Consider the following 22350-nt stretch of genomic DNA (forward strand, 5'->3'; position numbering starts at 1 on the left):
TTGGTCAGCGCAAGAATTGGCTCTTTGTAGGTTCAGAGAAAGCGGGTCGACGTGCGGCTGCGGTGATGTCGTTAATTCAATCGGCTAAGCTCAATGGCCATGACCCTTATGCTTACCTTAAGGATGTGTTGGAACGATTGCCGACACAGAAAGCGAAGGACATTACTGAGCTTCTGCCTCATCGTTGGCAAGCGCCAAACGACACCAAGAATTAACACAATGCCCCGACAAAATCGGGGCATTGAACGTTTAAAAACGGAAGTCAATCGGAGTTCACCGGACGCTTACTTTAGTAGTTGTAGGCTGACATCACTAATGGGTTCTTGTTCATTTAATGCGACTAACTGTCGTTCAGCACGGCGCGTAACAGTGCGACATATATGGGCTTGAGCACTTGCTGCGCAACCACCTGGTAAGATAAATTCCTTGAGCGCGGGTAAATTCTCTAAATAAACACTAATAAAACCCTCTATACGTTGAATATGTTGCATTGTTAAGGTGTTATAGCCTGGAATACAAACTTCAGCACCAGCATCGAATAAGCAATGTTGGACGTATTGTAATTCTGCCTGAATGGAAGAAGGGTGTTTTTCATTAAGAAAGGCACTAATGAGCAATCCTATCGTAGCATTAAGCTCATCGAGACAACCTAGACATTCAATACGGTGATGATTTTTTTTGATTCTTTGTCCATCACCTAAAGAAGTGGTACCTTGATCGCCAGATTTGGTGACAATTTGATCTAAACGGTTAGTCTGCATAGTAGAAATCTGATGATAGGATAAAAAAGACCAAGAAAAATGCTACTTGGTCTGATTTAAATATAATAAGAAGAGCAAAAAAGGTAACTCTTCTTGATCCTATTATTAAAAAGAAAAGGATAAGAAGTGATTATTTACTTTGGGGAATAATCGTTACAGGACATATGCCAGAGTTGATAATGGCATAACTAACACTGCCTAATACACCACTGAACATAGGATTAGTACCACGGGAACCCATGACAATTAAATCAATAGGATCATCTGTTTCTCTACTTTTTTTAACTAAATCTACAATAACTTCTTTCGGGTCACCAATACCCATCTCCATACTTGTTTGTAAGCCAGAAGCATCTAATAGTGCTTTTACGCCCTCTGTGCATTCACCAAAAAGCTGCTGTTGATATTCTTCAATATCGTTTTTACTAAATAGCGCTTTAGAGTGAATAGTTCGAAAACTTGGTTGAATATTTACTACACGGATATGTGCTCCAGATAGCTTTCCATGGTTGATTGCCCATTCTAAGGCACGTTTGGCATTATTTGAGGCATCGTAGGGGACAAGATACGTAAAAGACATAAAGTACACTCCAGTTGAGAAATCTATCTATAGCTTTAATTCTAAAACAAATTACAATTTTGAACCACCTCAAAAAGGGTTGTAAGCAATAGAAATAATTGTTCTTAGAAAAAAAAGTATAATGGCTAGCTAACGGTATAATGAATAAATGCTTAGTAACAAGATAATGTTGAAAAGAGGTGAGGTTAGTTGTAATGAAAGTTCTTGGTAAATCTTTATTGGCAGGTTTGGTAGGGCTGTCGTTGACTGGGGCTGTATTTGCCCAAGAGGAAGCTTCATCATCTGGTGAAATTCGTAGAATTGATGAGGCAAAAGGTAAGATTGCTATCAAACATGGTGCAATTGCTGATTTTAAATTGCCTGCGATGACACTAGTGTATGAGATTGATAAAAGCCTATTGTCAACGGTAAAACCAGGTGATCAAGTGAAATTCAAAGCAATTCATGAGAATAATCATTATATTATCAAAGAGATTAAAGTGAAATAAGATATGTCTAACCTTTTTTTCAGTGGGTGCTAAGAGAGAAGGTTATACATTGTTGATTTGACTGCTTAGGTATAAAAAACCGAGATACTTTAAAAGTGTCTCGGTTTTTTGTGTTACTTATACTTGAATAAAGTGATTATTTTTGGCCTAACATATCAGGTAGTCCAAGCGAGATTTCAGGGACATAAGTGATAAGGATAAGGAAACCAAGCATAATCATTAGCCAAGGAGTGGCGGCTTTAATAACTTTGGTGACTGGAAGTTTGGTAATTGCTGAAGAAACGAATAAATTCAACCCTACAGGTGGTGTAATCAAGCCAATTTCCATATTTACAACCATAATGATACCTAAATGGATAGGATCAATACCTAAGTGCATAGCGATAGGGAATAAAATAGGTACAAGAATTAAGATAATGGCAGATGGCTCCATAAACGCACCAGCCACTAATAACACCAAGTTAACAATGATTAGGAATTGCCATGGTGCTAAGTTCATCTCCGCTACAATCGCTGTTAGTTGCTGAGGAATTTGTTCAGTAGTGAGTACATGAGCAAATAGCATAGCATTGGCAATAATAAACATCAGCATAACGCTTAATTTACCAGCTTCTAGTAATACTTTAGGGCATTCTTTGAGGGAAATGTCTTTATAAATGAATACAGCGACAAAAAATGAATAAGCAGCTGCTACTGCGGCGGCTTCTGTTGCTGTAAAGGCTCCTGAATAAATACCGCCGAGGATGATTACCATTAGGATTAATCCCCATAGTGCTTCACGGGCAGCTTTAAACCACTCTTTAACTGTAGCGCGTGGTAAAGCAGGTAAATTTTTCATACGAGCAACAACATAAATCGCTACCATAAGAATAACGCCTAATAAAACGCCAGGCACAACGCCAGCCATAAATAAGCGACCTACGGACTGTTCTGTTGCTGCCGCATAAACAACCATTACTACTGACGGTGGAATTAGAATACCTAATGTACCTGCATTGGTAATAATACCTGTACCAAATTCGATCGGATAGCCAGAACGAACCATACCAGCAATAGCAATAGATCCAACAGCTGCTACAGTTGCTGGACTTGAACCAGATAGTGCAGCAAAAAGCATACATGACAATACTGAAGCGATAGCTAAGCCTCCACGAATATGTCCAACAGTTGCATTAGCAAAGTCAATAAGACGTTTGGCAACACCGCCAGTGGTCATAAAAGCACCAGCGAGTAGGAAAAATGGAATCGCTAAGAGGGTATAATGTTCAGAGGTTTCAAAAATTTTAACAGCAACAGAACTTAAAGAATCATTACTGAAAAAGATAATAACCAATGATCCTGCTAAACCAAGTGATACGGCAATAGGCACGCCTATAAGCATAAAGAGGAATAGGGCACCAAATAATAAAATAATAGACATTGTGTTATTCCTTATGTTCTTCGTTTAGTTTGAGGGCGTCACTAGCTTCGTCTGCTAATCCTAAATCTGTTTGTTGACCACGGAATAGACGAATCAGAATTTCGATAAAACGGAAAAAGATAAGTGTATAACCGATAGGGATAATTAAACCAATTTCCCATACTTTGATATTAAAAGTATTTAAATCTTCAGCGCCTACGTCAGCAACAAACATAGCCTGAATCCATTCAAGACTGGCGTAAGCAATGAGCGCAGCATAAAACAGGCATAGTAAACAAGCAATAATGCTAATATTGCGTTGTCCTGTTTTAGAGAATTTTTTAACGAGTACATCAATCCCAATATGACCCGCTGTACGCACCCCATAAGAGGCACCTAAGAAAATTAACATACCAAAAAATAATTTGGTCAGTGCAACACTCCATGTCATCTCCATAGCCATCGTCATGATAAAGATGCCAATGGGTTCAAGAATGGATTTGAGAGATTCAAAATAATCTGCTAAATCCAGAAATGGCTGGTACAGATTGTTGAGAACAACATAGATAAATGTTACAAGTGTCATAAGAGATAAGGAAAGAATGATAAGAATCTCTTCTAACTTATCCCAGAATTTGGACAGCAGTTTCATGGGTAATGCCTTTGAAAAGTTAAAAAGGGTAATAGTCAGCATAAAGCATGCTATTACCCCCTAATCTTATTTAATTATAGAATAATTATTTATTTGCTTCTTCGGCTGCAGAAATCAAATCAGCACCGATTTGATTTTCAAATTTTTTCCAGACTGGACGCATAGCATCACGCCATTTAGCACGCTCTTCGTCAGTTAGGGTAATAATTTCAGTTGTGCCTGCAGCAACAATTTTCTCTTTGTCTTTTAGGTTCAACTCATGAGAAACTTTGTTTACTTCAACAGTTACTTCATCTAAAGATTCTTGTAGACCTTTGCGAATGTCTTCAGGTAAACCTTCCCAGAATTTCGTATTTACGATAACCATGTAAGACAATAAACCGTGATTAGATTCGGTAATGTATTTTTGTACTTCGTGAATTTTTTGAGAGTAAATGTTTGAGTATGGGTTCTCAGCACCATTTACAACACCAGTTTGAAGACCTTGGTACATCTCAGCAAAAGCCATTTTACGTGGTACAGCTAAGATTTGTTTAAATTGAGCATCTAACACTTCAGAGTTTTGTACACGGAATTTTTGACCACGAGCATCCTCAGGTACACGTAATGCTTTGTTAGCAGACAATTGTTTTAGGTCATTGTTCCAGTAAGCTAAACCAGTAATACCTTTGTCAGTCATGCTATTTAATAGCTCTTTACCTTTTGCACTAACTTGGAATTTTTGAACGGCATTAATATCGTTAAATAAGAAAGGCAAATCGAAAAGTTGGACTTTGGGTGTGAACTTATCAAATTTAGCTAAAGATGGTGCTAACATTTGCACGTTACCAGTTAAAAGCGCTTCCATCTCTTTGCCATCACCGTATAAAGATGAGTTTGGATACACTTCAACAGTTACGCGACCAGGGAATTTCGCTTCTACTTTTTCTTTAAACATTTGAGCGCCTTGACCTTTTGGTGTCTCAGCGGCAACCACGTGAGAAAATTTGATAACGATTGGTGCGTCTGCTGCTAGTGCTTGGCTAGAGGCTAATGCACCTAAAACGGCAGCTGAAAGCATTTTTAACATAGTGCTTTTCATGGCATAAATCTCCAAAAAAGAAAAATAAACTTACAAAATAGAATAAATTTATAATAGTCTAAAAACCCGATTAATAGGGAGTCCTTACTCTCAATATAGGGTAATTACCTATATTGAGAATGGGGCAGAAGCGAATAATAGTTTAGTTTTGGTTAGACTGAATTGCCGCATCAATCAAATCTTTACCAATTTGATTTTCAAATTTTTTCCATTACAGGAGACATCGCTTTTTTCCATTGATCTCTTTGATCTTTAGTGAGCTCAATAATTTCAGTAGTTTTAGCATCAAGAATACGTTGTTTATCACGAAGATTATCTTCTAGAGCTAATTTATTTACTTCAGTCGTTACTTTATCTAATACTTCCGTTAGACCTGTTTGAATGTCTTTGGGAAGTTTATTCCAGAAATCTGTATTGACAATTACCATGTAAGCAATCAAGCCATGATTACTTTCAGTTAGGTATTTTTGTACCTCATGCATTTTTTGCGAGTAAATATTTGAATAGGTATTTTCTGTACCGTTTACTGTACCTGTTTGTAAGGCTTGATAAACTTCAGCAAAAGACATTTTGCGAGGGATAGCCAATAACTGCTTAAATTGTGCATCTAGTACTTCAGAGTTTTGTACACGGAATTTTTGACCACGAGCATCTGTTGGTAATACTAATGGTTTGTTAGCAGTTAACTGTTTTAAGTCATTATTCCAATAGGCCAAACCAGTAATACCTTTATCAGCCATACTATTTAGTAGAGATTTGCCAGCATTACTTTTTGTAAAGCGTTCAACGGCATGAAGGTCATCAAATAAAAAAGGTAAATCGAATAATTGGATTTTTGGTGTGTATTTATCAAATTTAGCTAAAGATGGTGCTAGCATTTGTACATTACCAGTTAGCAGTGCTTCCATCTCTTTACCGTCACCATATAAAGATGAGTTAGGATATACTTCAACAACTACCCGTCCAGGAAACTTTTCTTCTGCATATTTTTTAAAAAGTAAGGCTCCTCTGCCTTTAGGGGTATCATCAGCCACTACATGTGAAAATTTAATAGTGATAGGTGCTGTGGTTTGTGCTTGAACTTGAGTCAATGCCGTTGTAGCTAGCACGCTAATTGCTAGTAAGTTTTTTATAAATTTAGATATAAGCATATAGTTATCTCCTTGTTTTTTTAATAAATATTGAGTGTATGAGAAAACTAATAAGCTGTGTTTTGGACTTTTAAAAGAAGGTTTTTTAAAAATTAAAAGCCTAGGATATTCCCTAATAATCAATGAATTAGCTTTATTAAATTAAGTAAAAAATAAGCGAGTAAGTTAATCATAGTTACTTACTCGCTTTCAAGTTAATGCAAATTTATCAAATCGTTATAAAACATATCTTGATAAGTCTTGGCTACTTGCTGCTTCTTCTAATTTACTATCTACGTAGGCTGAGTCAATAATAACTGTAGTGCCATCTTGAACAGAGGTGGCATCGAATGATAAGTCTTCAAGGAGTTTTTCCATCACTGTATATAAACGACGTGCTCCGATATTTTCTGTTCTCTCATTTACATCAAAGGCTAAGTCAGCTAAACGTTTTAACCCCTCAGCAGTAAACTCTAATTTAACCCCTTCTGTTTCCATAAGCGCGGTATATTGTTTGGTGAGTGACGCATCTGTTTCATTTAAAATACGCACAAAATCTTCAGAGCTTAACGAATCAAGCTCAACGCGAATAGGAAAACGACCTTGTAATTCTGGAATCAGATCCGAAGGACGCGATAAGTGGAAAGCACCAGAGGCAATAAACAAAATATGGTCAGTTTTAATCATGCCGTATTTAGTATTAACCGTTGTACCTTCTACTAAAGGCAAGAGGTCGCGTTGAACGCCTTGGCGAGATACATCGGCACTGCCTCCGTCAGAGCGGTTAGCGATTTTGTCGACTTCATCTAGGAATACGATGCCGTTTTGTTCTGCATTACGAATAGCGGTATTGCGAATTTCTTCTTCGTTAACACGTTTTGCTGCTTCTTCCTCTGTTAAGAGTTTAAAGGCATTTTCAATCGTCATTTTCTTAGGTTTAGTTTTGTCCTTACCCATATTGGAGAACATGCCACGTAGCTGCTCACCTAAGTCTTCCATGCCTGCAATACCCATACCAACGATTTCCATTTGCGGTGTAGGAGGAGCTACTTCAATTTCGATCTCCATGTCATTAATGGTACCTTCACGTAGTTTCTTGCGGAAAGTTTGGCGTGCTGTATTTTCTTCACGGATTGGTTGTCCATGAGCATCACGAGCAGGTGTAACTAGGATATCTAGTATACGATCTTCAGCAGCATCTTCTGCTTGAGTACGTACACGACGCATTTCTAATTCGCGAGTCTGTTTTACAGAGATATCGACCAAATCTCTAATAATGGTATCAACATCTCTACCGACATAACCGACTTCGGTGAATTTGGTTGCTTCTACTTTAATAAAAGGGGCATTCGCTAATTTTGCTAAACGGCGTGCAATTTCTGTTTTACCCACACCAGTCGGACCAATCATTAAAATGTTTTTAGGATGAATTTCATGGCGCAAAGGCTCTGCTACTTGTTGGCGACGCCAGCGATTTCTGAGAGCAACGGTCGACAGATTTTTTAGCTTTGTGTTGCCCAACAATGTGCTTATCTAACTCAGAAACGATTTCTTTTGGTGTCATAATGCTTAAGTCACTCATTTTTATTCCTTCTGTATTAGAGTTTTTCAATAATATGATTTTGGTTTGTATAGATACATAGATCACCAGCAATTTCTAACGATTTTTTTACGATTTCGTCTGGTGAAAGATTAGTATTATGCAAAAGAGCTTGGGCTGCTGATTGTGCATAGGCACCACCAGAGCCAATTGCGGCAATACCATGCTCAGGTTCTAGTACATCACCATTACCTGTTAGTACAAGTGTGTGCTCTTTATCCGCTACGATGAGCATTGCTTCAAGACGGCGTAATACTCTATCTGTACGCCAATCACGAGTTAACTCAACAGCTGCACGTAATAAATGTCCTTGGTGCTTTTCAAGTTTTGCCTCAAAACGTTCTTGTAAAGTGAAGGCATCTGCTGTAGCGCCAGCAAAACCAGCGAGAACCTTATCATGATATAGGCGTCGAATCTTGCGAGCTGTACCTTTAATAACGATATTGCCTAGTGTGACTTGTCCGTCACCCCCGATAGCGACTTCATCACCGCGACGAACGCAGACAATGGTAGTTGCGTGAAATTGTTCCATTTGCTTTCCTTAAATAAAGTGGAAAAGATTTTGTCTAAGTGGGGGATGGTTATCATTTTTCAAGTGCTGGTAAGAAAGACTACCTGTCAAAATCGTAAAGAAGGTGAAATAAAAAAGGCCACCGTGAGGATGACCTTATGTGTACTACAAACAGTTTTATAAAACGTTTGCTAATTTATGAAAAAGGCGTTTAATCACCGTAAAGCTTTTGACGTTTTTCGCGACGCTCTTGTGCTTCTAGTGATAGTGTAGCTGTTGGGCGAGCAAGTAAACGGCCTATGCCTATAGGCTCACCTGTTTCTTCACACCAGCCATATTCTTTCGATTCAATCAGTTGCAAAGAATGCTGAACTTTTTTCAGTAGTTTACGTTCACGATCACGCGTTCTTAACTCTAAAGCGTGCTCTTCTTCAATAGTAGCGCGATCGGCTGGATCAGGAACAAACTGAGTCTCTCTAAGGTTTTCTGTGGTTTTATCCGCCTTATTGAGAATATCATGCTCCAACATTTTTAAGCGATTTTTGAAAAAGGCAAGTTGAGCATCATTCATGTAGTCAGATTCAGGCATGGCTAAGATTTGTTCTTCGCTTAATAATGGCTCTTCTGTAGTGGTTGTTCTTTTTTACTGATTTGGCCATGTTATTAGCCTCCTAAAATATTGAAACAGATTAAAAAGAAAAAAGTGATTTTAGGCGAGACATTGAGTCAAGCCTTGCTTGAAAATTTCTTGTGGTAATTTTCTGCCGATAAACACAATTTTGTTATGTTTTTTCTCATTGCTACCCCAAGGTTTACCTGGGTTGGTGCCTAAAATCATGTGTACCCCTTGCAGTAAATAACGTACTGGAGCACCTTTTATATAAAGAATGCCTTTGTAACGGTATAAATCAGGGCCATACACTTGGACTAAACCACTTAAAAAATCATCTAGTTTAATGGGGTCAAATGGTTTATCCGAGGTAAATAAGAAAGCACCAATTTCATCATCATGGTGCGCATGGTGATGGTCATGGTGGTGACAATGTTCATCACACTCATGGTCATGCTTGTGGTCATGATGGCAATGCTCGTCACACTCATGGTCATGATGATGGTGGTGGTGATGTTCATGGTCGTGGTGATTATCTTCTTTGAGAAATTCTGGGTCAATGTCAAGGACGGCATTGAGATTGAAGCCAGAAATATCAATAATGCTATTTAAATCTACTTCTCCAAAATTAACAGGTGTAATTTTGGCTCGTGGATTCATATGGACTAGGCGCTTATAAAGAGCTTTGTGTTCTTCCTCACTGACTAAGTCAAGTTTTGATAGTAGAATACGATCGGCAAAACCTACTTGTTGTTGTGCTTCTGGTTGGGTATCAAGTGTTTCCATACCATGTTTGGCATCAACAACAGTGATTACCGCATCCAACATATAGTAGCTAGCGACTTCTTCATCAATAAAAAATGTTTGGCAAACTGGTCCAGGATTGGCTACGCCAGTTGTTTCAATCATTACGCGCTCAAAAGAAAGCTCGCCTTTTTCACGTCGTTCTTTTAAGTCTAGTAATGTACGCTGTAAATCTCCACGTACGGTACAACATACGCAGCCATTGTTTAACTCAATGATTTCTTCTTCTGAGTCTTGAACCAACAGTTCGTTATCAATACTTTCGGGCCCAAACTCGTTTTCAATGACAGCAATGCGACGACCATGAAATTCAGTCAGAATACGTTTTAAAAGGGTTGTCTTTCCAGAACCCAAAAAACCAGTCAAAACAGTGACAGGAACCATTTTATTGCTCATTTTATTTCCTAGTGCAGGTAAAAATGCTATCAAGCCAGACAGCATAACATGTCAATACTACATGTATATGACATCATAGGTTTTAGCATAGTTTTCAAAATATCGCACCTAAATATGGGCAAAATGAAAAATAACAAGGCTGAAAGTGCAAAAAATGTATTTTCTGTGCTCAATAAGGGAAACTTGTCTATAAATTTTTGGATAAATGATTTTTTTTACAATTTGAACAAGTGGCTCGAATTTCTGTTTCGTGAGTATTAGGGCTAAAGCCAACATCATTTAAAAGAGCATTTAGCTTTTTACTAATATCAGGGGCGCTGATTTCTTTTACGGCACCACATTCGGTACAAACGGCGAGCAAGTCGTGGTGATGTTCGTGGCCTTCGTGATCCTGATGAATATGTTGACAAGCAGTCCAGCCATTAATAGCATCAAGCCTATGAATAAACCCTTCTTCGGCTAAAAAATCTAAGGCACGATAAACCGTAGCAGGCTTAGCGTTAGGCATGATAGCCTGAATTTTGCTGAGTAATTCGTAAGCTTTTAGGCTACGACCATCTTGGAGCATTAGCGCAAGAACTTGGGCTCTAATAGGTGTTAAGCGTTTTCCCCTTGCGTCACAAAGTGCTGCGGCTTCTGACAGGCTTTTTTGTACTGATTGTGGTGATAAGCTTTGCATTTACGACCCTAAAATGTAATGTTATATTATAACATTATGCTATAATGCATGAAAATAAAACGAATAGTTGATGATTATCTATGAATTTTACAATGAAAACGAGTGCTTATGGCGATTCCTTGGATGCTCAAGCGGAGGTAGTGAGTCCGACTGACTTATCCAAGTGTTCAAGTACTATATGGCTGCAGTCAGCCTATTCTAGAGTATTTCCTTTAAGCTTGTTAATTGCTTTATTATGGCTATTGGTGGCTAATGTTTTAGGTTGGATTTAAATGTTTGCCATTAGGGTGTCTGATTTGTCGGTCGGTCAACGAGACAACTCTCAAAATGAAATTTTAAAAAAAATAAATGGACAATTTGAAAAAGGTTCGATGACGGCAATACTTGGCCCTAATGGAGCTGGTAAGTCAACATTAATTAAAGCTATCACAGGGGTTATTCAGCCATCATCAGGCAGTATAGAAATTGCGCCAGATTTAACGTCAGGTATTGGATTACTTCCCCAAAAAAATGAAATTGATCATGCATTTCCCATTACTGTTTTTGACTTAGTGGCTATGGGAGCATGGAAGCGTGTCGGTGCCTTTAGAGCATATTCTTCCCAAGAAAGAGACTATATTCATCAGGCATTAACGTCAGTTGGTCTTCAACATAATGCTAATCAGTTAATAGGCACCTTGTCGGGAGGACAATTTCAGCGTGCTTTATTTGCTCGGTTGATTGTTCGACGCCCTGATGTTTATATTTTAGATGAGCCATTTACAGCGATAGATGAGCATACTAGTGCAGAGTTGATGCAAATTATGTTGGATTGGCATGCGACAGGCAAAACGGTTATTGTGGTTCTACATGATGTTGAGTTAGCAAGACAAGTTTTCCCTCAAACCCTACTATTAGCACGTGAAGTGGTTGCATGGGGGGAGACACAGTCAATATTGACTGAAGATAATTTGCAAAAAGCTCGACGGTTAGCATTACAGGGGTTCTAAGATGTATGAAATTTTTTTAGCCCCTTTTGTTGATTTTAGTTTTATGGCGAGAGGGTTGTTTGGTGGTGTCTTTCTCGCCTTATCTACTAGTTCATTAGGCGTTTTTTTAGTGCTTAGAAGAATGAGTTTAGTCGCGGATTCGATGTCTCATGCTATTTTGCCTGGCGTTGCACTAGGCTTTCTTTTTGCTGGCATGTCGATGATGGCAATGTTTATAGGTGGTTTAGTGACTGGGCTTATTGTGGCGATAGCTGCTGGCGTTATTGCTAGGTTAACTATGCTTAAAGAAGATACGAGCTTTGCGGCTTTGTACCTTATTTCTTTAGGACTTGGGGTAGTCATTGTCTCTGCTCGTGGAACCAATATGGATTTATTGCATGTGCTGTTTGGGTCAGTACTGACATTAGATGATACAGCCTTATTACTTATTATGATTATTAGTAGCGTATCTTTGCTTGTGCTTGCATTAGTTTATCGACCACTAATTATGGATTGTTTGGATCCTACCTTCTTTAAAGTAGATGGTGGAAAAGGCAAAACGCATATTGTGTTTTTATTGTTATTAGTCATGAATTTATTGTCGGGATTTCAGGTCTTAGGTACGTTAATGGTAGTGGGGATGATGCTTCTACCTGCGATTGCGGCTAAGTTTATTGGAAGAACCTTAGAACAACAAATTTTTACTTCAGTGTTGATAGGCATTTGTAGTGTATATGTTGGAATGGTAATTTCCTTTCATATTAGCCTTCCAACATCGGCTTGTATTATTCTGACTGCCGGCATTATTTATCTGCTGGCGTTAAGTTTTGGCCCACAAGGTGGGTTATTAAAGCATAAGCTAAATAGGAGAAAATAAAGATGAAGTTATTTTTGGCATTGGCATTAGGTATAAGTGTGGGTACATTCGCTCACGCAGAAAATATTAAAGTAGCGACGAGTTTTTCTATTATTGAAGACATGGTTAAAAATGTTGGTGGTGATAAGGTTGAAGTGATTAATCTTGTCGGTACTGATGCAGATATGCACCAATATGAAATGCGTCCAGAGGATATTAAACGTTTTGCCTCTCATGGTGATATTAAAGCTTTTTTTGTAAATGGCTTAGAGTTAGATTCTTGGGCTAATAATTTAGCGATGGCGGCTGATTTTTCTGGTAAGTTAGTGGCTGTATCAGATGGTATCAAGGCTCGTAAGCTCCAAGAAGAAATAATAGGTGAGGAAAGTAAAAAAGAAGAGCATGAACATGAACACGATGATGATCATCAACATGCCAAAGAGCATGCTACACATGATCATAAGTATCATGATCACGAGCATGAAGGACATGAGCATGGACATGAAGGCCATGAGCATGGACATGAAGGCCATCACCATCATGGAAATATTGATCCCCACGCATGGCAAAGTTTAGAAAATGCGGTAGTGTATGTAGATAATATTGAAAAAACATTAAGTGAAGTAGATAAGGCAAATGCAACTTTTTATGCAGAGAATGCCAAAGCGTATAAAGCTAAACTAACAACCTTGAATGAAGAATTAAAAAAAGCATTTGCAGCCTTACCAGCTAATCACCGTTATTTAGTGACATCACATGAAGCATTAGGTTATTTTGCGGATGCTTATGGTTTGACAGTCTTAACTCCTTTAGGTGTTGCATCGGAGTCGGAACCATCAGCAAAAGATATAGCGAATGTCATTAAAGAAATTCGTGCGAAAAATATCCCCGCAGTATTCTTGGAAAATGTCAAAAATCCTAAATTGCTAGAGCAAATTTCACGTGAAACAGGTGCAAAAATTGGAGGCACTTTATACACAGACGCCTTAGCGAAAAGTGGGGAAGGTAGTACATATTTTGGCATGATGCAATCTAATGCACAAAAGATTTTAGAGGGCTTGAAATAATATAAGAACATGCTTTCTCAAGTAAGAGAGGCATTCGATAAATTATATTCATTAGAAAACCTGCGCGTCAAAATTAACTTATGGCTTGGATATTTTAGTAGGCAAAGCTAAAAAATAGGTTTTGTTTTTTTTACCAAGACCTATTTTTTTAGTTTGGCTCTAGGGTGAGTTTGATCATACACCTTAGCTAAATGCTGGAAGTCTAGCTTAGTGTAAATTTGAGTCGTAGAAATATTTGCATGCCCCAATAATTCTTGTACAGCTCGTAAGTCTTGAGAGGATTGTAATAAATGACTGGCAAAGCTGTGGCGTAAGACATGGGGATGTATATTAGCAGGAATATTACTTTTTATACCTAGTTTTTTGAGTTGTAGTTGAATCACTCGAGGCGTAATTCGTGCACCTCGCTCGCCCAAGAAGAGGGCGTAAGCATCTTTCTCAGAAGTATTTGGCTTTAATAATAAGGGGCGTTTGGTAAGCCAGAACTCAATGGCTTGGACGGCTTTCTCACCGAGAGGAAGAATACGCGTTTTTTTGCCTTTACCAATAACAGTGACTTCTCGTTCTTTTAAATCTAGCCAGCCTTGTGATTCATAATGACCTGATTGATGAAATTGAATATCAATATTAATCAATTCAGATAGACGTAAGCCACTCGAATAAAACAACTCAAAAATAGCTTGATCGCGTGCTGCAATGACTTCGTTGCCTGTGATGGCTTCACCAGTATCTAGCAAAGTTTTGGTTTGGTCAGTACTCAGTGCTTTTGGTAGGCTGCGAGCAATTTTAGGTGCTTTGATATCCAAGGTTGGGTTAATAGCAAGATGTGCTTGCAAACAATACCATTTATAAAAACTACGCCAGGTCGATAATAGTCGTGCTAATGATCGGGGACTATAGTCTTGAGAGTGTAATCTAGCAATAGCAGATCTAATTTGAGTAGGTGAAATTTGTAGCAGTGAATGCTGAGGGTACAGCTCTACTAATTGAGCCATATCACGTTCATAAGCAGAAAGTGTATGAGAGGAATAGCGCCTTTCTTTTGAAAGATAGTTAAGCCATTCATTGATAGCTGTAGAGCTGTCCTCAATATTCATCATTGCCTCAAGTATATGTATGTTCTATGCTGGGTCTAATTCAGGATAATCATCATCCTCAGCATTATGGCTATTTTGTTCTTGCTCGTCTTCTTGAGTGGTAATCGAAACTTCTTCATCCATAATTGAAGGAGCAAGACGTGAAATGGCAGCACTTGCTAGGTAACCAAGATTTTCAAGGAAGAATACGCCCATGTCAGGATAGAAATGTTTCGCATCTTGACTAGCAAATACTAGGGCGCCAATGGCGATGTCATTCACATACAAAGGTGCAATACCGATAGAACCAGCGGGATTACTTAACCAAGCCGCGATGCCGGGGTGGATATCTGAGCCTGTATAAGGAGCAACCAATGATTTGATATATTGTTGAACCTCAACATTTTCTTCTAGCTGGTAGTCTTCTAGTTGGTCAAACCCCCAAAGTAATAATTCAACTTCAAGTTCAGGAAAAGCGTCTTGTAAACCAGTCACAATAGCTGCTGGAATTAATTCCTCTTCTTTTTGTGCTAATAGCGTTGCACACCAATCTGTGATAGTGTCATTAATTCCTTGATTTTCAACAGCAATATCACCTAACTCATATAAATTATTTTGCGTAGAGTGTAAGCGGTCACGTAGGGTGCTTACTTGTTTTTCCAGTAACGATAATGATCCAGGTCCGTCAGGGTTAGGAACACGAATCTCAGAAAAAATATCAGCATGTTCAGTTAAAAAATTTGGGTTATTACGCAGAAACTCTGCAATTACCTCTGGAGATAGATGTTCATTTGTCATGGGTTTAATACCTGTGTTGGAATGGAGGCAACTAGTTTATCAATATCAATTGAGCCCGAATAAACAGTGGTTGCTGGTCCAGTCATTTCAATTTCTTGATGGTCATAATCAATGATTAAATCACCACCTTGAGTGTGTACGGTTACGGGGCTTTGTAAAAGACCACGGCGAATACCAGCGACAGCGGCAGCACAAGCACCAGTACCACAAGCCAATGTTTCTCCGGCACCACGCTCATAAACGCGTAGCTTAATTTCATGGGTATTTACAATTTGCATAAAACCCGCATTAACTCGATTTTTAAAACGTGGATGAGACTCAATTAATGGGCCTTGTTCTAATACGGGTGCAGTAGCGATATCTTCAACTACTTGAACCACATGTGGATTAGAGATACCAACGACAGATAATGTTACCTGATCATGGTTAGGCAAAGGTAATACCCATAAGGTATCTTCACCTTGCTGAGTACTAGCTAAATCCGTTGTATCAAATGCAATGGCATCCGGTGTAAAACGAGTTTGCCCCATTTTTACTGATACCGTGTGATCCTCATGTTCTTTAAGGATAATAAGTCCTGTCGCAATTTCAGCCTTTAGAGGATTACGCCCAGATAATTTTTGCTCATGTACAAAACGCACAAAACAACGCGACCCATTACCGCAATGCTCCACTTCGCTACCATCTGCATTAAAAATACGATAGCGAAAATCAGCTTCTGGATGAGTAGGCTCTTCAACTAAAAGGATCTGATCCGCGCCAATACCAAATTGTCGATGGGCGATGGCTCTTGCACGTTCAGGAGTCATTTGTATCGATTGACGTACACCATCAAGCACCACAAAATCATTACCAACGCCATGCATTTTTGTAAAGTTCCAAATCATGCCATTAATCCTTAAGCAAGTTTGCTTTTGAGTAACTCATTGACTTGGGCTGGGTTAGCTTTGCCTTTAGCGGCTTTCATCACTTGACCAACTAAAGAGTTAAAGGCTTTTTCCTTGCCGGAACGGTACTCTTCAACAATAGCTGGGTTAGCTGCCAATACGTCATCAATCATTTTACTGATAGCCCCAGTGTCGCTAATTTGTTTTAGTCCTTTAGCCTCAATAATAGCATCTACATCAGCGTTATGCTCTCCAGCCCACATTGCTTGGAATACATCACGAGCGATTTTATTGGAAATGGTATTGTCATTAATACGCTGAATAAGTTTAGCCAGATTAGCTGGTTGAACAGGACAGTCTGAAAATTCTTTTTCATCGCGATTTAAGCTTGCCATGACATCGCCCATGACCCAGTTGGCTACAATTTTGGCGTTTTCTTTGCCAGAAGCATCAACAACTTGCTCAAAATAATCAGAAATAGGACGACTCAACGTTAATTGTGCTGCATGATAAGCAGATAAACTAAAATCTTGCTCATAACGCGCACGACGTGCCGCAGGTAATTCAGGCATGTCCGCTTTGACTTTATCCATCCATTCTTGTGAAATGATTAATGGTGGTAGATCAGGGCAAGGGAAGTAACGATAGTCATGAGCGTCTTCTTTGCTACGCATACTACGAGTTTCATCTTTTGTTTCATCGTATAGACGAGTTTCCTGAACAACTTTTCCACCGTCTTCAATCAGTTCTATTTGGCGACGAGCCTCAAATAAAATAGCTCTCTCCAAGAAACGGAATGAGTTAACGTTTTTAATTTCTGTGCGCGTTCCAAATTCACTGGCTCCTTTGGGGCGTACGGAAACGTTTGCATCTACACGGAAAGAGCCTTCTTGCATATTACCGTCACAAATGCCTAGCCAGACAACTAAGCCATGCAATGCTCGAGCATAGGCGACAGCTTCAGCAGCAGAGCGTAATTCTGGTTCAGTCACGATTTCTAATAATGGTGTACCAGCACGATTCAGGTCAATTCCTGTTGATAACTCACCATGTGGCCCAGTGAAGTCATCGTGCAGTGATTTACCAGCATCCTCTTCAAGATGGGCACGAGTAAGATTTAAGGTTTTTTCCTCTTCACCGACGAAAAAACTTACTTTACCACCAAGTACTACAGGTAGCTCAAATTGGCTAGTCTGATAGTTTTTGGGAGAGTCAGGATAGAAATAGTGTTTACGTGCGAAAATAGACAAAGGAGCAACTTTGGCGCCAATAGCTAGACCAAAGGCGATAGCTTTAGCAACGGCTTCTTTGTTCATTACTGGTAGACTGCCAGGTAATGCCATATCCACAAGGTTGGCTTGAGTATTTGGCGCAGCACCAAATGCTGTGCTACTACCAGAGAAAATTTTAGATTTGGTTGAAAGCTGTACGTGTGTTTCTAAACCAATAACAATTTCCCAGCTCATTATTTCACCTCCGCTTGGCGTAGGTGCCAATCAGTATGTTGTTGGAAGCAATCACTTAAAGCTAAAAGCTGACCCTCTTTAAAATAATTACCGATGATTTGTAAACCAATAGGTCTATTTTGTTTTTCGCCGCCAAATCCACAAGGAATAGACATTGCAGGAAGACCAGCAAGGCTTACGCCAAGTGTATAAATATCAGCTAACCAGTCGGCAGTCACATCACCTTTGTTGTCGCCAATATTTTTAGCAACAGTTGGTGTGACGGGTCCCATGATAACATCACATTTGTTGTTTAAAGCTTCTTGGAAATCATTGGCAATCATACGACGAATACGTTGCGCTTGAAGATAATAGGCATCATAGTAGCCTTGGGATAAAACGTAAGTACCGATTAAAATACGGCGTTGTACTTCTGGCCCAAAACCTTCGGCACGAGAGCGACTAATCATTTGTTCTACACCAGAATAGTCTTGTGCTCTATGACCGTAGCGTACACCGTCATAACGCGATAAGTTACTTGAGGCTTCTGCTGGGGCAATAACATAATAGGCAGGAATAGCTAAAGCAGTACGAGGAAGTGAAATATCTACTCTTTCTGCACCTAGCTCAACAAATTTAGCAATCGCTTGCTCTACAGCTATTTTGACCTCTGTTGCAATACCCTCAGCAAAATATTCTGCAGGAATACCGATACGGATGCCTTTTAATGGTTGACTACCATTAGATTGAAATAAAGCAACTTGGTGATTAAACGCATTTTTAACGCGTTGTTGGCAGTTTTTGACGCCATCGCAGGTCATTACGCTAGTTGAATCTTTGTCATCAAAGCCACTCATTATATTGAGTAGCTCCATTAAATCTCTTGCGTTGCGTGCAATAGGACCTGCTTGATCAAGACTAGAAGCGAAAGCCACCATACCAAAACGAGAAACAGTACCATAAGTTGGTTTGATGCCAGAAACACCACAAAGCGCTGAGGGTTGGCGTACAGAGCCACCTGTATCTGTACCAGTTGTACCTAGAACAATACCAGCGGCAACAGCAGCGGCAGAGCCACCAGATGATCCTCCCGGTACTGCAGTTGTATCCCAAGGGTTAAGGCAAGCACCAAAAGCAGAGTTTTCGTTGCCTGATCCCATTGCAAATTCATCACAATTCAATTTGCCGATATTTACGCAACCTGCTTGGGCAAGTTTTTCAACAACAGTAGCATCAAAAGGGCTGACATAATTTGCTAGCATCTTACTTGCTGCTGTCGTTCTCCATCCTTTAGTCACAAAAACATCTTTGTGTGCAATGGGTAAACCAGTGAGTATTCCTTGTTCTCCCTTAGCAATAGTAGCATCAGCTTGCTTTGCTTGGGCTAAGGTTAGTTCAGGATCAATCTGTAAAAAAGCATTAAGGTGAGAAAGCTTTTCTGCTTTGTTTAAAGAATCTTGAGCGAGCTCAACAGCACTAATTTGTTTGCTATCGAGTGCAGCACGAACTTCTTGAATAGAGTTAAATAAGGTCATAATTACTCGATAACTTTAGGAACTAAAAATAAACCGTTAGATTCAGCGGGTGCATTCGCCATTAATTCAGCACGTTTTTCTAGTGAAGATGTTTCTGTGACGATGTCTTCACGTAAACGTAAACTAATTTCTTCATGCACAGATAATGGGTGAGCTAATGGAGTTACACCGCTAGTATCAACAGACTGTAATTGGGCAATTAAGCCAAGCATGCTATTTAATTCAAGAAGTGCTTGAGCTTGCTCTTGTTCATCTAATTCAAGACGAGAAAGACGAGCAATTCGATTCACATCGTTAAGTGTAAGAGACATAAAATGTATAATTTTTAAAAATAAAATGTAAAAAAAGGAAATTTACCTTAAAAGCGTATATTTATGCTGCTTAAAAATGATAAAATCTCGGAATATGTTTCATTATAAGTTAATATTAAGAGTTATCCAATTTATAACACCTTAATAAAAAACTCTTTTTGCTCACCTCACACCAAAGAAAAGACAAATGTTTGGATTTTTAAGAAATTATTTATCTACCGATATGGCAATTGACCTCGGTACTGCGAATACTTTAATTTATGTACGCGGCAAAGGAATCGTGCTAGACGAGCCATCAGTAGTGGCAATTAGACATGACGGTGGTAATGGTCGTAAAGTTATTCAAGCCGTAGGACAAGCGGCAAAACAAATGCTTGGACGTGTTCCTGGCAATATTGATGCTATCCGTCCTATGAAGGATGGTGTTATTGCTGATTTCTCTGTAACAGAGCAAATGATTAAGCAATTTATTCGCATCGTAAACCCGAGAGGACTTTTCTCTCCTAGTCCACGAATTATTGTTTGTGTACCTTGTGGATCCACACAAGTGGAACGCCGTGCGATTCGTGAGGCTGCTTTAGGGGCTGGTGCTAGCCAAGTATTTTTAATCGAAGAGCCTATGGCTGCAGCTATTGGTGCCGGGCTAAATGTCTCAGATGCCAGCGGATCTATGGTGGTTGATATCGGTGGTGGTACAACCGAAGTAGCGATTATCTCCTTAGGTGGTATGGTTTACAAAGGTTCTGTGCGTGTTGGTGGCGATAAATTTGATGAAGCTATTGTTAATTATGTTCGTCGTCATCATGGAATGCTAATTGGTGATCAAACGGCTGAAATGATTAAAAAAGAAATTGGCTCGGCGTTCCCTGGTAGTGAAGTTCGTGAGTTAGAAGTTAAAGGTCGTCATTTATCTGAAGGTGCACCACGTAGTTTTACAGTGACTTCTACAGAGATTTTAGAATCACTAACTGATCCATTAAATCAAATAGTGTCTGCTGTAAAAATCGCCTTAGAGCAAACTCCTCCAGAGTTAGGCTCGGATATTACAGAAAAAGGAATTGCCTTAACTGGTGGTGGTGCACTACTAAGAGATTTAGATAGACTTTTACAGGAAGAAACAGGGTTGCCTGTTATGGTGGCTGAAAATCCATTAACATGCGTTGTGCGAGGTTGTGGTGAAGCATTAGAGCACTTAGAGCTTCTAGGTCCTGTTTTTATTAATGAATAATTATTTTAAATAGCACTATACTACGCCTTTATTGATTGCTCATAATGCCGTAAGATAAGTTTCGTAGGGTAGTGCTAGTTTGTGTTTCAGGACATTAGATGCCACAAAATAATTCCTTGAACCTTTTTCAGCGGGGTCAGGTCTCTGGGTTGCGACTTGTTGCTTTGGGAATTTTATGTGTCATTCTTATGATTGCAGACTCTCAAACAAACTATATAGAACCCGTTAGAAAAGTCGTCGCTAGCGTTATTCATCCATTGCAGCGTGCTGCCTTATGGCCACGTGATGTTGTGGTACAAATTTATAATTGGTCAAATGCTGTTGAGTTGGTACGTACACAAACCGAAGAATCTCAACGTCAGCGAATTGGTTTAACACAGTTGTCTGTGCAAGCATCGCAGATGGCTGAAGAAAACATCCAATTACGCCGCTTGTTAGGGATTAAGAAATCAGTCAACATCCCATCTGTTGCTGTTCAAATTTTATATGCTGCACCCAATCCTTTACATCAAACCTTAGTTCTGACCAAAGGTGCTAATGATGGCATAGCACCAGGGATGCCTGTGATTGGTGAAGGTGGTTTGGTGGGGCAAATTCAACGAGTCACTGCTAATACAGCAGAGGCAGCACTCATTACCGATGAGAGAGTGTCTTTACCAGCGATTATTTTGCGCAATGGCTTACGTGTTGTAGTTTATGGTAGTGGTCATCCTAGCCGTGTAGAAGTGCGTTATTTGGCGTTGGGTGCAGATATCAAAGAGGGCGATCAACTTGTTACGAGTGGTATTGGTGGTGTTTTCCCCGCAGGATTGGCAATAGGTCAAGTCAATAAAATTGAAAAAAATTCAGCACAAGGGTTTGTTAGTGCTTATGTAGAGCCCACAGCACACCCAGAACGCTATTTGCATTTTTTAGTATTATTAACCGATGTAGCAAAAACACCATCTGATTCCGATCAGGATACGGGTAAGGATGGGCATAATGGCGAGTAAACAATCTAAACATATAGGTAATTTACGACCTATTGATTCAGGAGATGATACTTTTTACCCTCCAACAGCATTGGCGTGGGTGAGCATTTTTATTGTATTTTTGTCTTCTTTATTGCCTTGGCGAGATTGGCCAGGTTCACCTGATATTTTGTTATTGGTGTTAGCATTTTGGTGCTTTTACAATGTTAAAGGTGTTGGGTTAGTAACAGCCTTTCTCTTTGGTATCGTGATGGATGTACATGATACCAATATTCTCGGGCGGCATGCACTGTACTATATACTTGTCTTATATGCCATCATTCTTATGAGAAAACATATGTCGCAGTTCTCTGTATTTGCCCACTTTACAGCTGTGTTACCTGTATTTGTGTTGGCTGCCATACCTAGTCGATTGTTTGAGTCTTGGCTGGCTGGGTGTTTGGGCTGGTTGGGGCTGGTTATGGTCTGGCGTGATTACTGCCTTGCTTTGGTTTATTGCTGATTTACTGTTTAAGTT

Annotated in this window: 24 protein-coding genes and 2 pseudogenes; 9 read left to right on the plus strand and 17 right to left on the minus strand. The window is 39.3% G+C overall.

Features of this window, described 5'->3' with window-relative positions; genetic code table 11:
• A partial coding sequence (locus V757_RS24220) for a transposase domain-containing protein (protein WP_023952074.1) occupies positions 1-215 on the plus strand: 215 nt, incomplete at its 5' end.
• Between the two features lie 69 nt (positions 216-284).
• On the opposite strand, the gene V757_RS24225 is transcribed toward V757_RS24220, so the two are convergent.
• Together V757_RS24225 and V757_RS24230 are read right to left on the minus strand one after the other, a co-directional pair.
• Positions 285-761 (minus strand): cob(I)yrinic acid a,c-diamide adenosyltransferase, encoded by a 477-nt coding sequence (locus V757_RS24225; RefSeq protein WP_023952076.1) that lies wholly within the window; start codon positions 759-761, stop codon positions 285-287.
• A gap of 130 nt (positions 762-891) precedes the next feature.
• Positions 892-1341, minus strand: a complete 450-nt coding sequence (locus tag V757_RS24230; protein ID WP_023952077.1) for a universal stress protein — start codon at positions 1339-1341, stop codon at positions 892-894.
• 194 nt (positions 1342-1535) lie between these two features.
• Here V757_RS24230 and V757_RS24235 point away from each other — a divergent pair, with 194 nt between their 5' ends.
• Positions 1536-1829, plus strand: a complete 294-nt coding sequence (locus V757_RS24235) for a copper-binding protein (protein WP_023952082.1) — start codon at positions 1536-1538, stop codon at positions 1827-1829.
• A gap of 136 nt (positions 1830-1965) precedes the next feature.
• On the opposite strand, the gene V757_RS24240 is transcribed toward V757_RS24235, so the two are convergent.
• From V757_RS24240 to V757_RS24275, 9 genes and pseudogenes are all read right to left on the minus strand, one after another.
• Positions 1966-3249, minus strand: coding sequence for a TRAP transporter large permease (locus tag V757_RS24240; RefSeq protein WP_023952084.1), 1284 nt, complete (start codon positions 3247-3249; stop codon positions 1966-1968).
• 4 nt (positions 3250-3253) lie between these two features.
• The gene (locus V757_RS24245) at positions 3254-3880 is read right to left on the minus strand and encodes a TRAP transporter small permease (protein ID WP_023952086.1); all 627 of its coding nucleotides are present in this window, start codon (positions 3878-3880) and stop codon (positions 3254-3256) included.
• An 85-nt stretch (positions 3881-3965) separates the two neighbouring features.
• A complete protein-coding gene (locus tag V757_RS24250) occupies positions 3966-4961 on the minus strand; it encodes a TRAP transporter substrate-binding protein (RefSeq protein WP_023952088.1) in 996 nt (331 codons plus the stop codon).
• Positions 4962-5103: 142 nt separating this feature from the next.
• A pseudogene (locus V757_RS24255) lies at positions 5104-6112 on the minus strand (TRAP transporter substrate-binding protein).
• A 216-nt stretch (positions 6113-6328) separates the two neighbouring features.
• A pseudogene (gene hslU, locus V757_RS24260) lies at positions 6329-7673 on the minus strand (ATP-dependent protease ATPase subunit HslU).
• A gap of 16 nt (positions 7674-7689) precedes the next feature.
• Positions 7690-8223, minus strand: a complete 534-nt coding sequence (gene hslV, locus V757_RS24265; RefSeq protein WP_023952090.1) for an ATP-dependent protease subunit HslV — start codon at positions 8221-8223, stop codon at positions 7690-7692.
• 190 nt (positions 8224-8413) lie between these two features.
• The gene (gene dksA, locus V757_RS0114695; RefSeq protein WP_245587035.1) at positions 8414-8800 is read right to left on the minus strand and encodes an RNA polymerase-binding protein DksA; all 387 of its coding nucleotides are present in this window, start codon (positions 8798-8800) and stop codon (positions 8414-8416) included.
• 111 nt (positions 8801-8911) lie between these two features.
• On the minus strand, positions 8912-10012 hold the full coding sequence (locus V757_RS24270; RefSeq protein ID WP_023952092.1) for a CobW family GTP-binding protein: 1101 nt from the start codon (positions 10010-10012) through the stop codon (positions 8912-8914).
• Positions 10013-10199: 187 nt separating this feature from the next.
• Positions 10200-10691: a Fur family transcriptional regulator gene (locus V757_RS24275; RefSeq protein ID WP_023952094.1), complete on the minus strand. Its 492-nt coding sequence runs from the start codon at positions 10689-10691 to the stop codon at positions 10200-10202.
• A gap of 80 nt (positions 10692-10771) precedes the next feature.
• Here V757_RS24275 and V757_RS24280 point away from each other — a divergent pair, with 80 nt between their 5' ends.
• The 4 genes from V757_RS24280 to V757_RS24295 are packed head-to-tail and all read left to right on the plus strand — an operon-like array spanning position 10772 to position 13582.
• The gene (locus tag V757_RS24280; RefSeq protein WP_143000516.1) at positions 10772-10963 is read left to right on the plus strand and encodes a hypothetical protein; all 192 of its coding nucleotides are present in this window, start codon (positions 10772-10774) and stop codon (positions 10961-10963) included.
• Positions 10964-11680 carry a metal ABC transporter ATP-binding protein gene (locus V757_RS24285; protein WP_023952098.1) on the plus strand — a complete coding sequence of 239 codons (717 nt, stop codon included), beginning with the start codon at positions 10964-10966 and terminating at the stop codon, positions 11678-11680.
• A 1-nt stretch (position 11681) separates the two neighbouring features.
• A complete protein-coding gene (locus V757_RS24290; protein ID WP_023952100.1) occupies positions 11682-12536 on the plus strand; it encodes a metal ABC transporter permease in 855 nt (284 codons plus the stop codon).
• Positions 12537-12538: 2 nt separating this feature from the next.
• Positions 12539-13582: a metal ABC transporter solute-binding protein, Zn/Mn family gene (locus V757_RS24295; RefSeq protein ID WP_023952102.1), complete on the plus strand. Its 1044-nt coding sequence runs from the start codon at positions 12539-12541 to the stop codon at positions 13580-13582.
• Positions 13583-13722: 140 nt separating this feature from the next.
• Here V757_RS24295 and xerC read toward each other — a convergent pair whose 3' ends face one another.
• The 6 genes from xerC to gatC are packed head-to-tail and all read right to left on the minus strand — an operon-like array spanning position 13723 to position 19634.
• Positions 13723-14679, minus strand: coding sequence for a tyrosine recombinase XerC (xerC, locus tag V757_RS24300; RefSeq protein WP_023952104.1), 957 nt, complete (start codon positions 14677-14679; stop codon positions 13723-13725).
• A 24-nt stretch (positions 14680-14703) separates the two neighbouring features.
• On the minus strand, positions 14704-15456 hold the full coding sequence (locus V757_RS24305) for a DUF484 family protein (RefSeq protein ID WP_023952106.1): 753 nt from the start codon (positions 15454-15456) through the stop codon (positions 14704-14706).
• Positions 15453-16343: a diaminopimelate epimerase gene (gene dapF, locus V757_RS24310; protein ID WP_023952108.1), complete on the minus strand. Its 891-nt coding sequence runs from the start codon at positions 16341-16343 to the stop codon at positions 15453-15455. Before dapF ends, V757_RS24305 begins: the two co-directional genes overlap by 4 nt.
• 11 nt (positions 16344-16354) lie before the next feature.
• Complete coding sequence (gatB, locus tag V757_RS24315; RefSeq protein ID WP_023952110.1) at positions 16355-17809, minus strand: Asp-tRNA(Asn)/Glu-tRNA(Gln) amidotransferase subunit GatB; 1455 nt, start codon at positions 17807-17809, stop codon at positions 16355-16357.
• Positions 17809-19323 carry an Asp-tRNA(Asn)/Glu-tRNA(Gln) amidotransferase subunit GatA gene (gene gatA, locus V757_RS24320; protein WP_023952112.1) on the minus strand — a complete coding sequence of 505 codons (1515 nt, stop codon included), beginning with the start codon at positions 19321-19323 and terminating at the stop codon, positions 17809-17811. The genes gatB and gatA overlap by 1 nt, the downstream gene beginning before the upstream one ends.
• 2 nt (positions 19324-19325) lie before the next feature.
• Positions 19326-19634, minus strand: coding sequence for an Asp-tRNA(Asn)/Glu-tRNA(Gln) amidotransferase subunit GatC (gene gatC / locus V757_RS24325; RefSeq protein ID WP_023952114.1), 309 nt, complete (start codon positions 19632-19634; stop codon positions 19326-19328).
• A gap of 187 nt (positions 19635-19821) precedes the next feature.
• Between gatC and V757_RS24330 the strand changes: the two genes are divergently transcribed.
• The 3 genes from V757_RS24330 (at position 19822) to mreD (ending at position 22335) form a co-directional block, all read left to right on the plus strand.
• On the plus strand, positions 19822-20862 hold the full coding sequence (locus tag V757_RS24330) for a rod shape-determining protein (RefSeq protein WP_023952116.1): 1041 nt from the start codon (positions 19822-19824) through the stop codon (positions 20860-20862).
• A 98-nt stretch (positions 20863-20960) separates the two neighbouring features.
• A complete protein-coding gene (mreC, locus tag V757_RS24335; RefSeq protein ID WP_023952118.1) occupies positions 20961-21854 on the plus strand; it encodes a rod shape-determining protein MreC in 894 nt (297 codons plus the stop codon).
• On the plus strand, positions 21844-22335 hold the full coding sequence (mreD, locus tag V757_RS24340) for a rod shape-determining protein MreD (protein WP_245587034.1): 492 nt from the start codon (positions 21844-21846) through the stop codon (positions 22333-22335). Before mreC ends, mreD begins: the two co-directional genes overlap by 11 nt.
• Positions 22336-22350: the final 15 nt, after the last annotated feature.

It is taken from the genome of Pelistega indica (assembly GCF_000506865.1).
Lineage (GTDB): Bacteria > Pseudomonadota > Gammaproteobacteria > Burkholderiales > Burkholderiaceae_B > Taylorella > Taylorella indica.

What these genes read in the sequence shown, in the direction of transcription:
- V757_RS24295 (WP_023952102.1), top strand. Translation starts at nt 12,539, where the DNA reads ATGAAGTTATTTTTGGCATTGGCATTAGGTATAAGTGTGGGTACATTC.
- hslV (WP_023952090.1), bottom strand. Translation starts at nt 8,223, where the DNA reads ATGGAACAATTTCACGCAACTACCATTGTCTGCGTTCGTCGCGGTGAT.
- V757_RS24250 (WP_023952088.1), bottom strand. Translation starts at nt 4,961, where the DNA reads ATGAAAAGCACTATGTTAAAAATGCTTTCAGCTGCCGTTTTAGGTGCA.
- V757_RS24225 (WP_023952076.1), bottom strand. Translation starts at nt 761, where the DNA reads ATGCAGACTAACCGTTTAGATCAAATTGTCACCAAATCTGGCGATCAA.
- V757_RS24305 (WP_023952106.1), bottom strand. Translation starts at nt 15,456, where the DNA reads ATGACAAATGAACATCTATCTCCAGAGGTAATTGCAGAGTTTCTGCGT.
- V757_RS24240 (WP_023952084.1), bottom strand. Translation starts at nt 3,249, where the DNA reads ATGTCTATTATTTTATTATTTGGTGCCCTATTCCTCTTTATGCTTATA.
- V757_RS24285 (WP_023952098.1), top strand. Translation starts at nt 10,964, where the DNA reads ATGTTTGCCATTAGGGTGTCTGATTTGTCGGTCGGTCAACGAGACAAC.
- V757_RS24330 (WP_023952116.1), top strand. Translation starts at nt 19,822, where the DNA reads ATGTTTGGATTTTTAAGAAATTATTTATCTACCGATATGGCAATTGAC.
- mreD (WP_245587034.1), top strand. Translation starts at nt 21,844, where the DNA reads ATGGCGAGTAAACAATCTAAACATATAGGTAATTTACGACCTATTGAT.
- gatA (WP_023952112.1), bottom strand. Translation starts at nt 19,323, where the DNA reads ATGACCTTATTTAACTCTATTCAAGAAGTTCGTGCTGCACTCGATAGC.
- V757_RS24230 (WP_023952077.1), bottom strand. Translation starts at nt 1,341, where the DNA reads ATGTCTTTTACGTATCTTGTCCCCTACGATGCCTCAAATAATGCCAAA.
- V757_RS24280 (WP_143000516.1), top strand. Translation starts at nt 10,772, where the DNA reads ATGAATTTTACAATGAAAACGAGTGCTTATGGCGATTCCTTGGATGCT.
- V757_RS24270 (WP_023952092.1), bottom strand. Translation starts at nt 10,012, where the DNA reads ATGAGCAATAAAATGGTTCCTGTCACTGTTTTGACTGGTTTTTTGGGT.
- V757_RS24245 (WP_023952086.1), bottom strand. Translation starts at nt 3,880, where the DNA reads ATGAAACTGCTGTCCAAATTCTGGGATAAGTTAGAAGAGATTCTTATC.
- dapF (WP_023952108.1), bottom strand. Translation starts at nt 16,343, where the DNA reads ATGATTTGGAACTTTACAAAAATGCATGGCGTTGGTAATGATTTTGTG.
- V757_RS24275 (WP_023952094.1), bottom strand. Translation starts at nt 10,691, where the DNA reads ATGCAAAGCTTATCACCACAATCAGTACAAAAAAGCCTGTCAGAAGCC.
- gatB (WP_023952110.1), bottom strand. Translation starts at nt 17,809, where the DNA reads ATGAGCTGGGAAATTGTTATTGGTTTAGAAACACACGTACAGCTTTCA.
- mreC (WP_023952118.1), top strand. Translation starts at nt 20,961, where the DNA reads ATGCCACAAAATAATTCCTTGAACCTTTTTCAGCGGGGTCAGGTCTCT.
- V757_RS24290 (WP_023952100.1), top strand. Translation starts at nt 11,682, where the DNA reads ATGTATGAAATTTTTTTAGCCCCTTTTGTTGATTTTAGTTTTATGGCG.
- V757_RS24235 (WP_023952082.1), top strand. Translation starts at nt 1,536, where the DNA reads ATGAAAGTTCTTGGTAAATCTTTATTGGCAGGTTTGGTAGGGCTGTCG.
- xerC (WP_023952104.1), bottom strand. Translation starts at nt 14,679, where the DNA reads ATGAATATTGAGGACAGCTCTACAGCTATCAATGAATGGCTTAACTAT.
- gatC (WP_023952114.1), bottom strand. Translation starts at nt 19,634, where the DNA reads ATGTCTCTTACACTTAACGATGTGAATCGAATTGCTCGTCTTTCTCGT.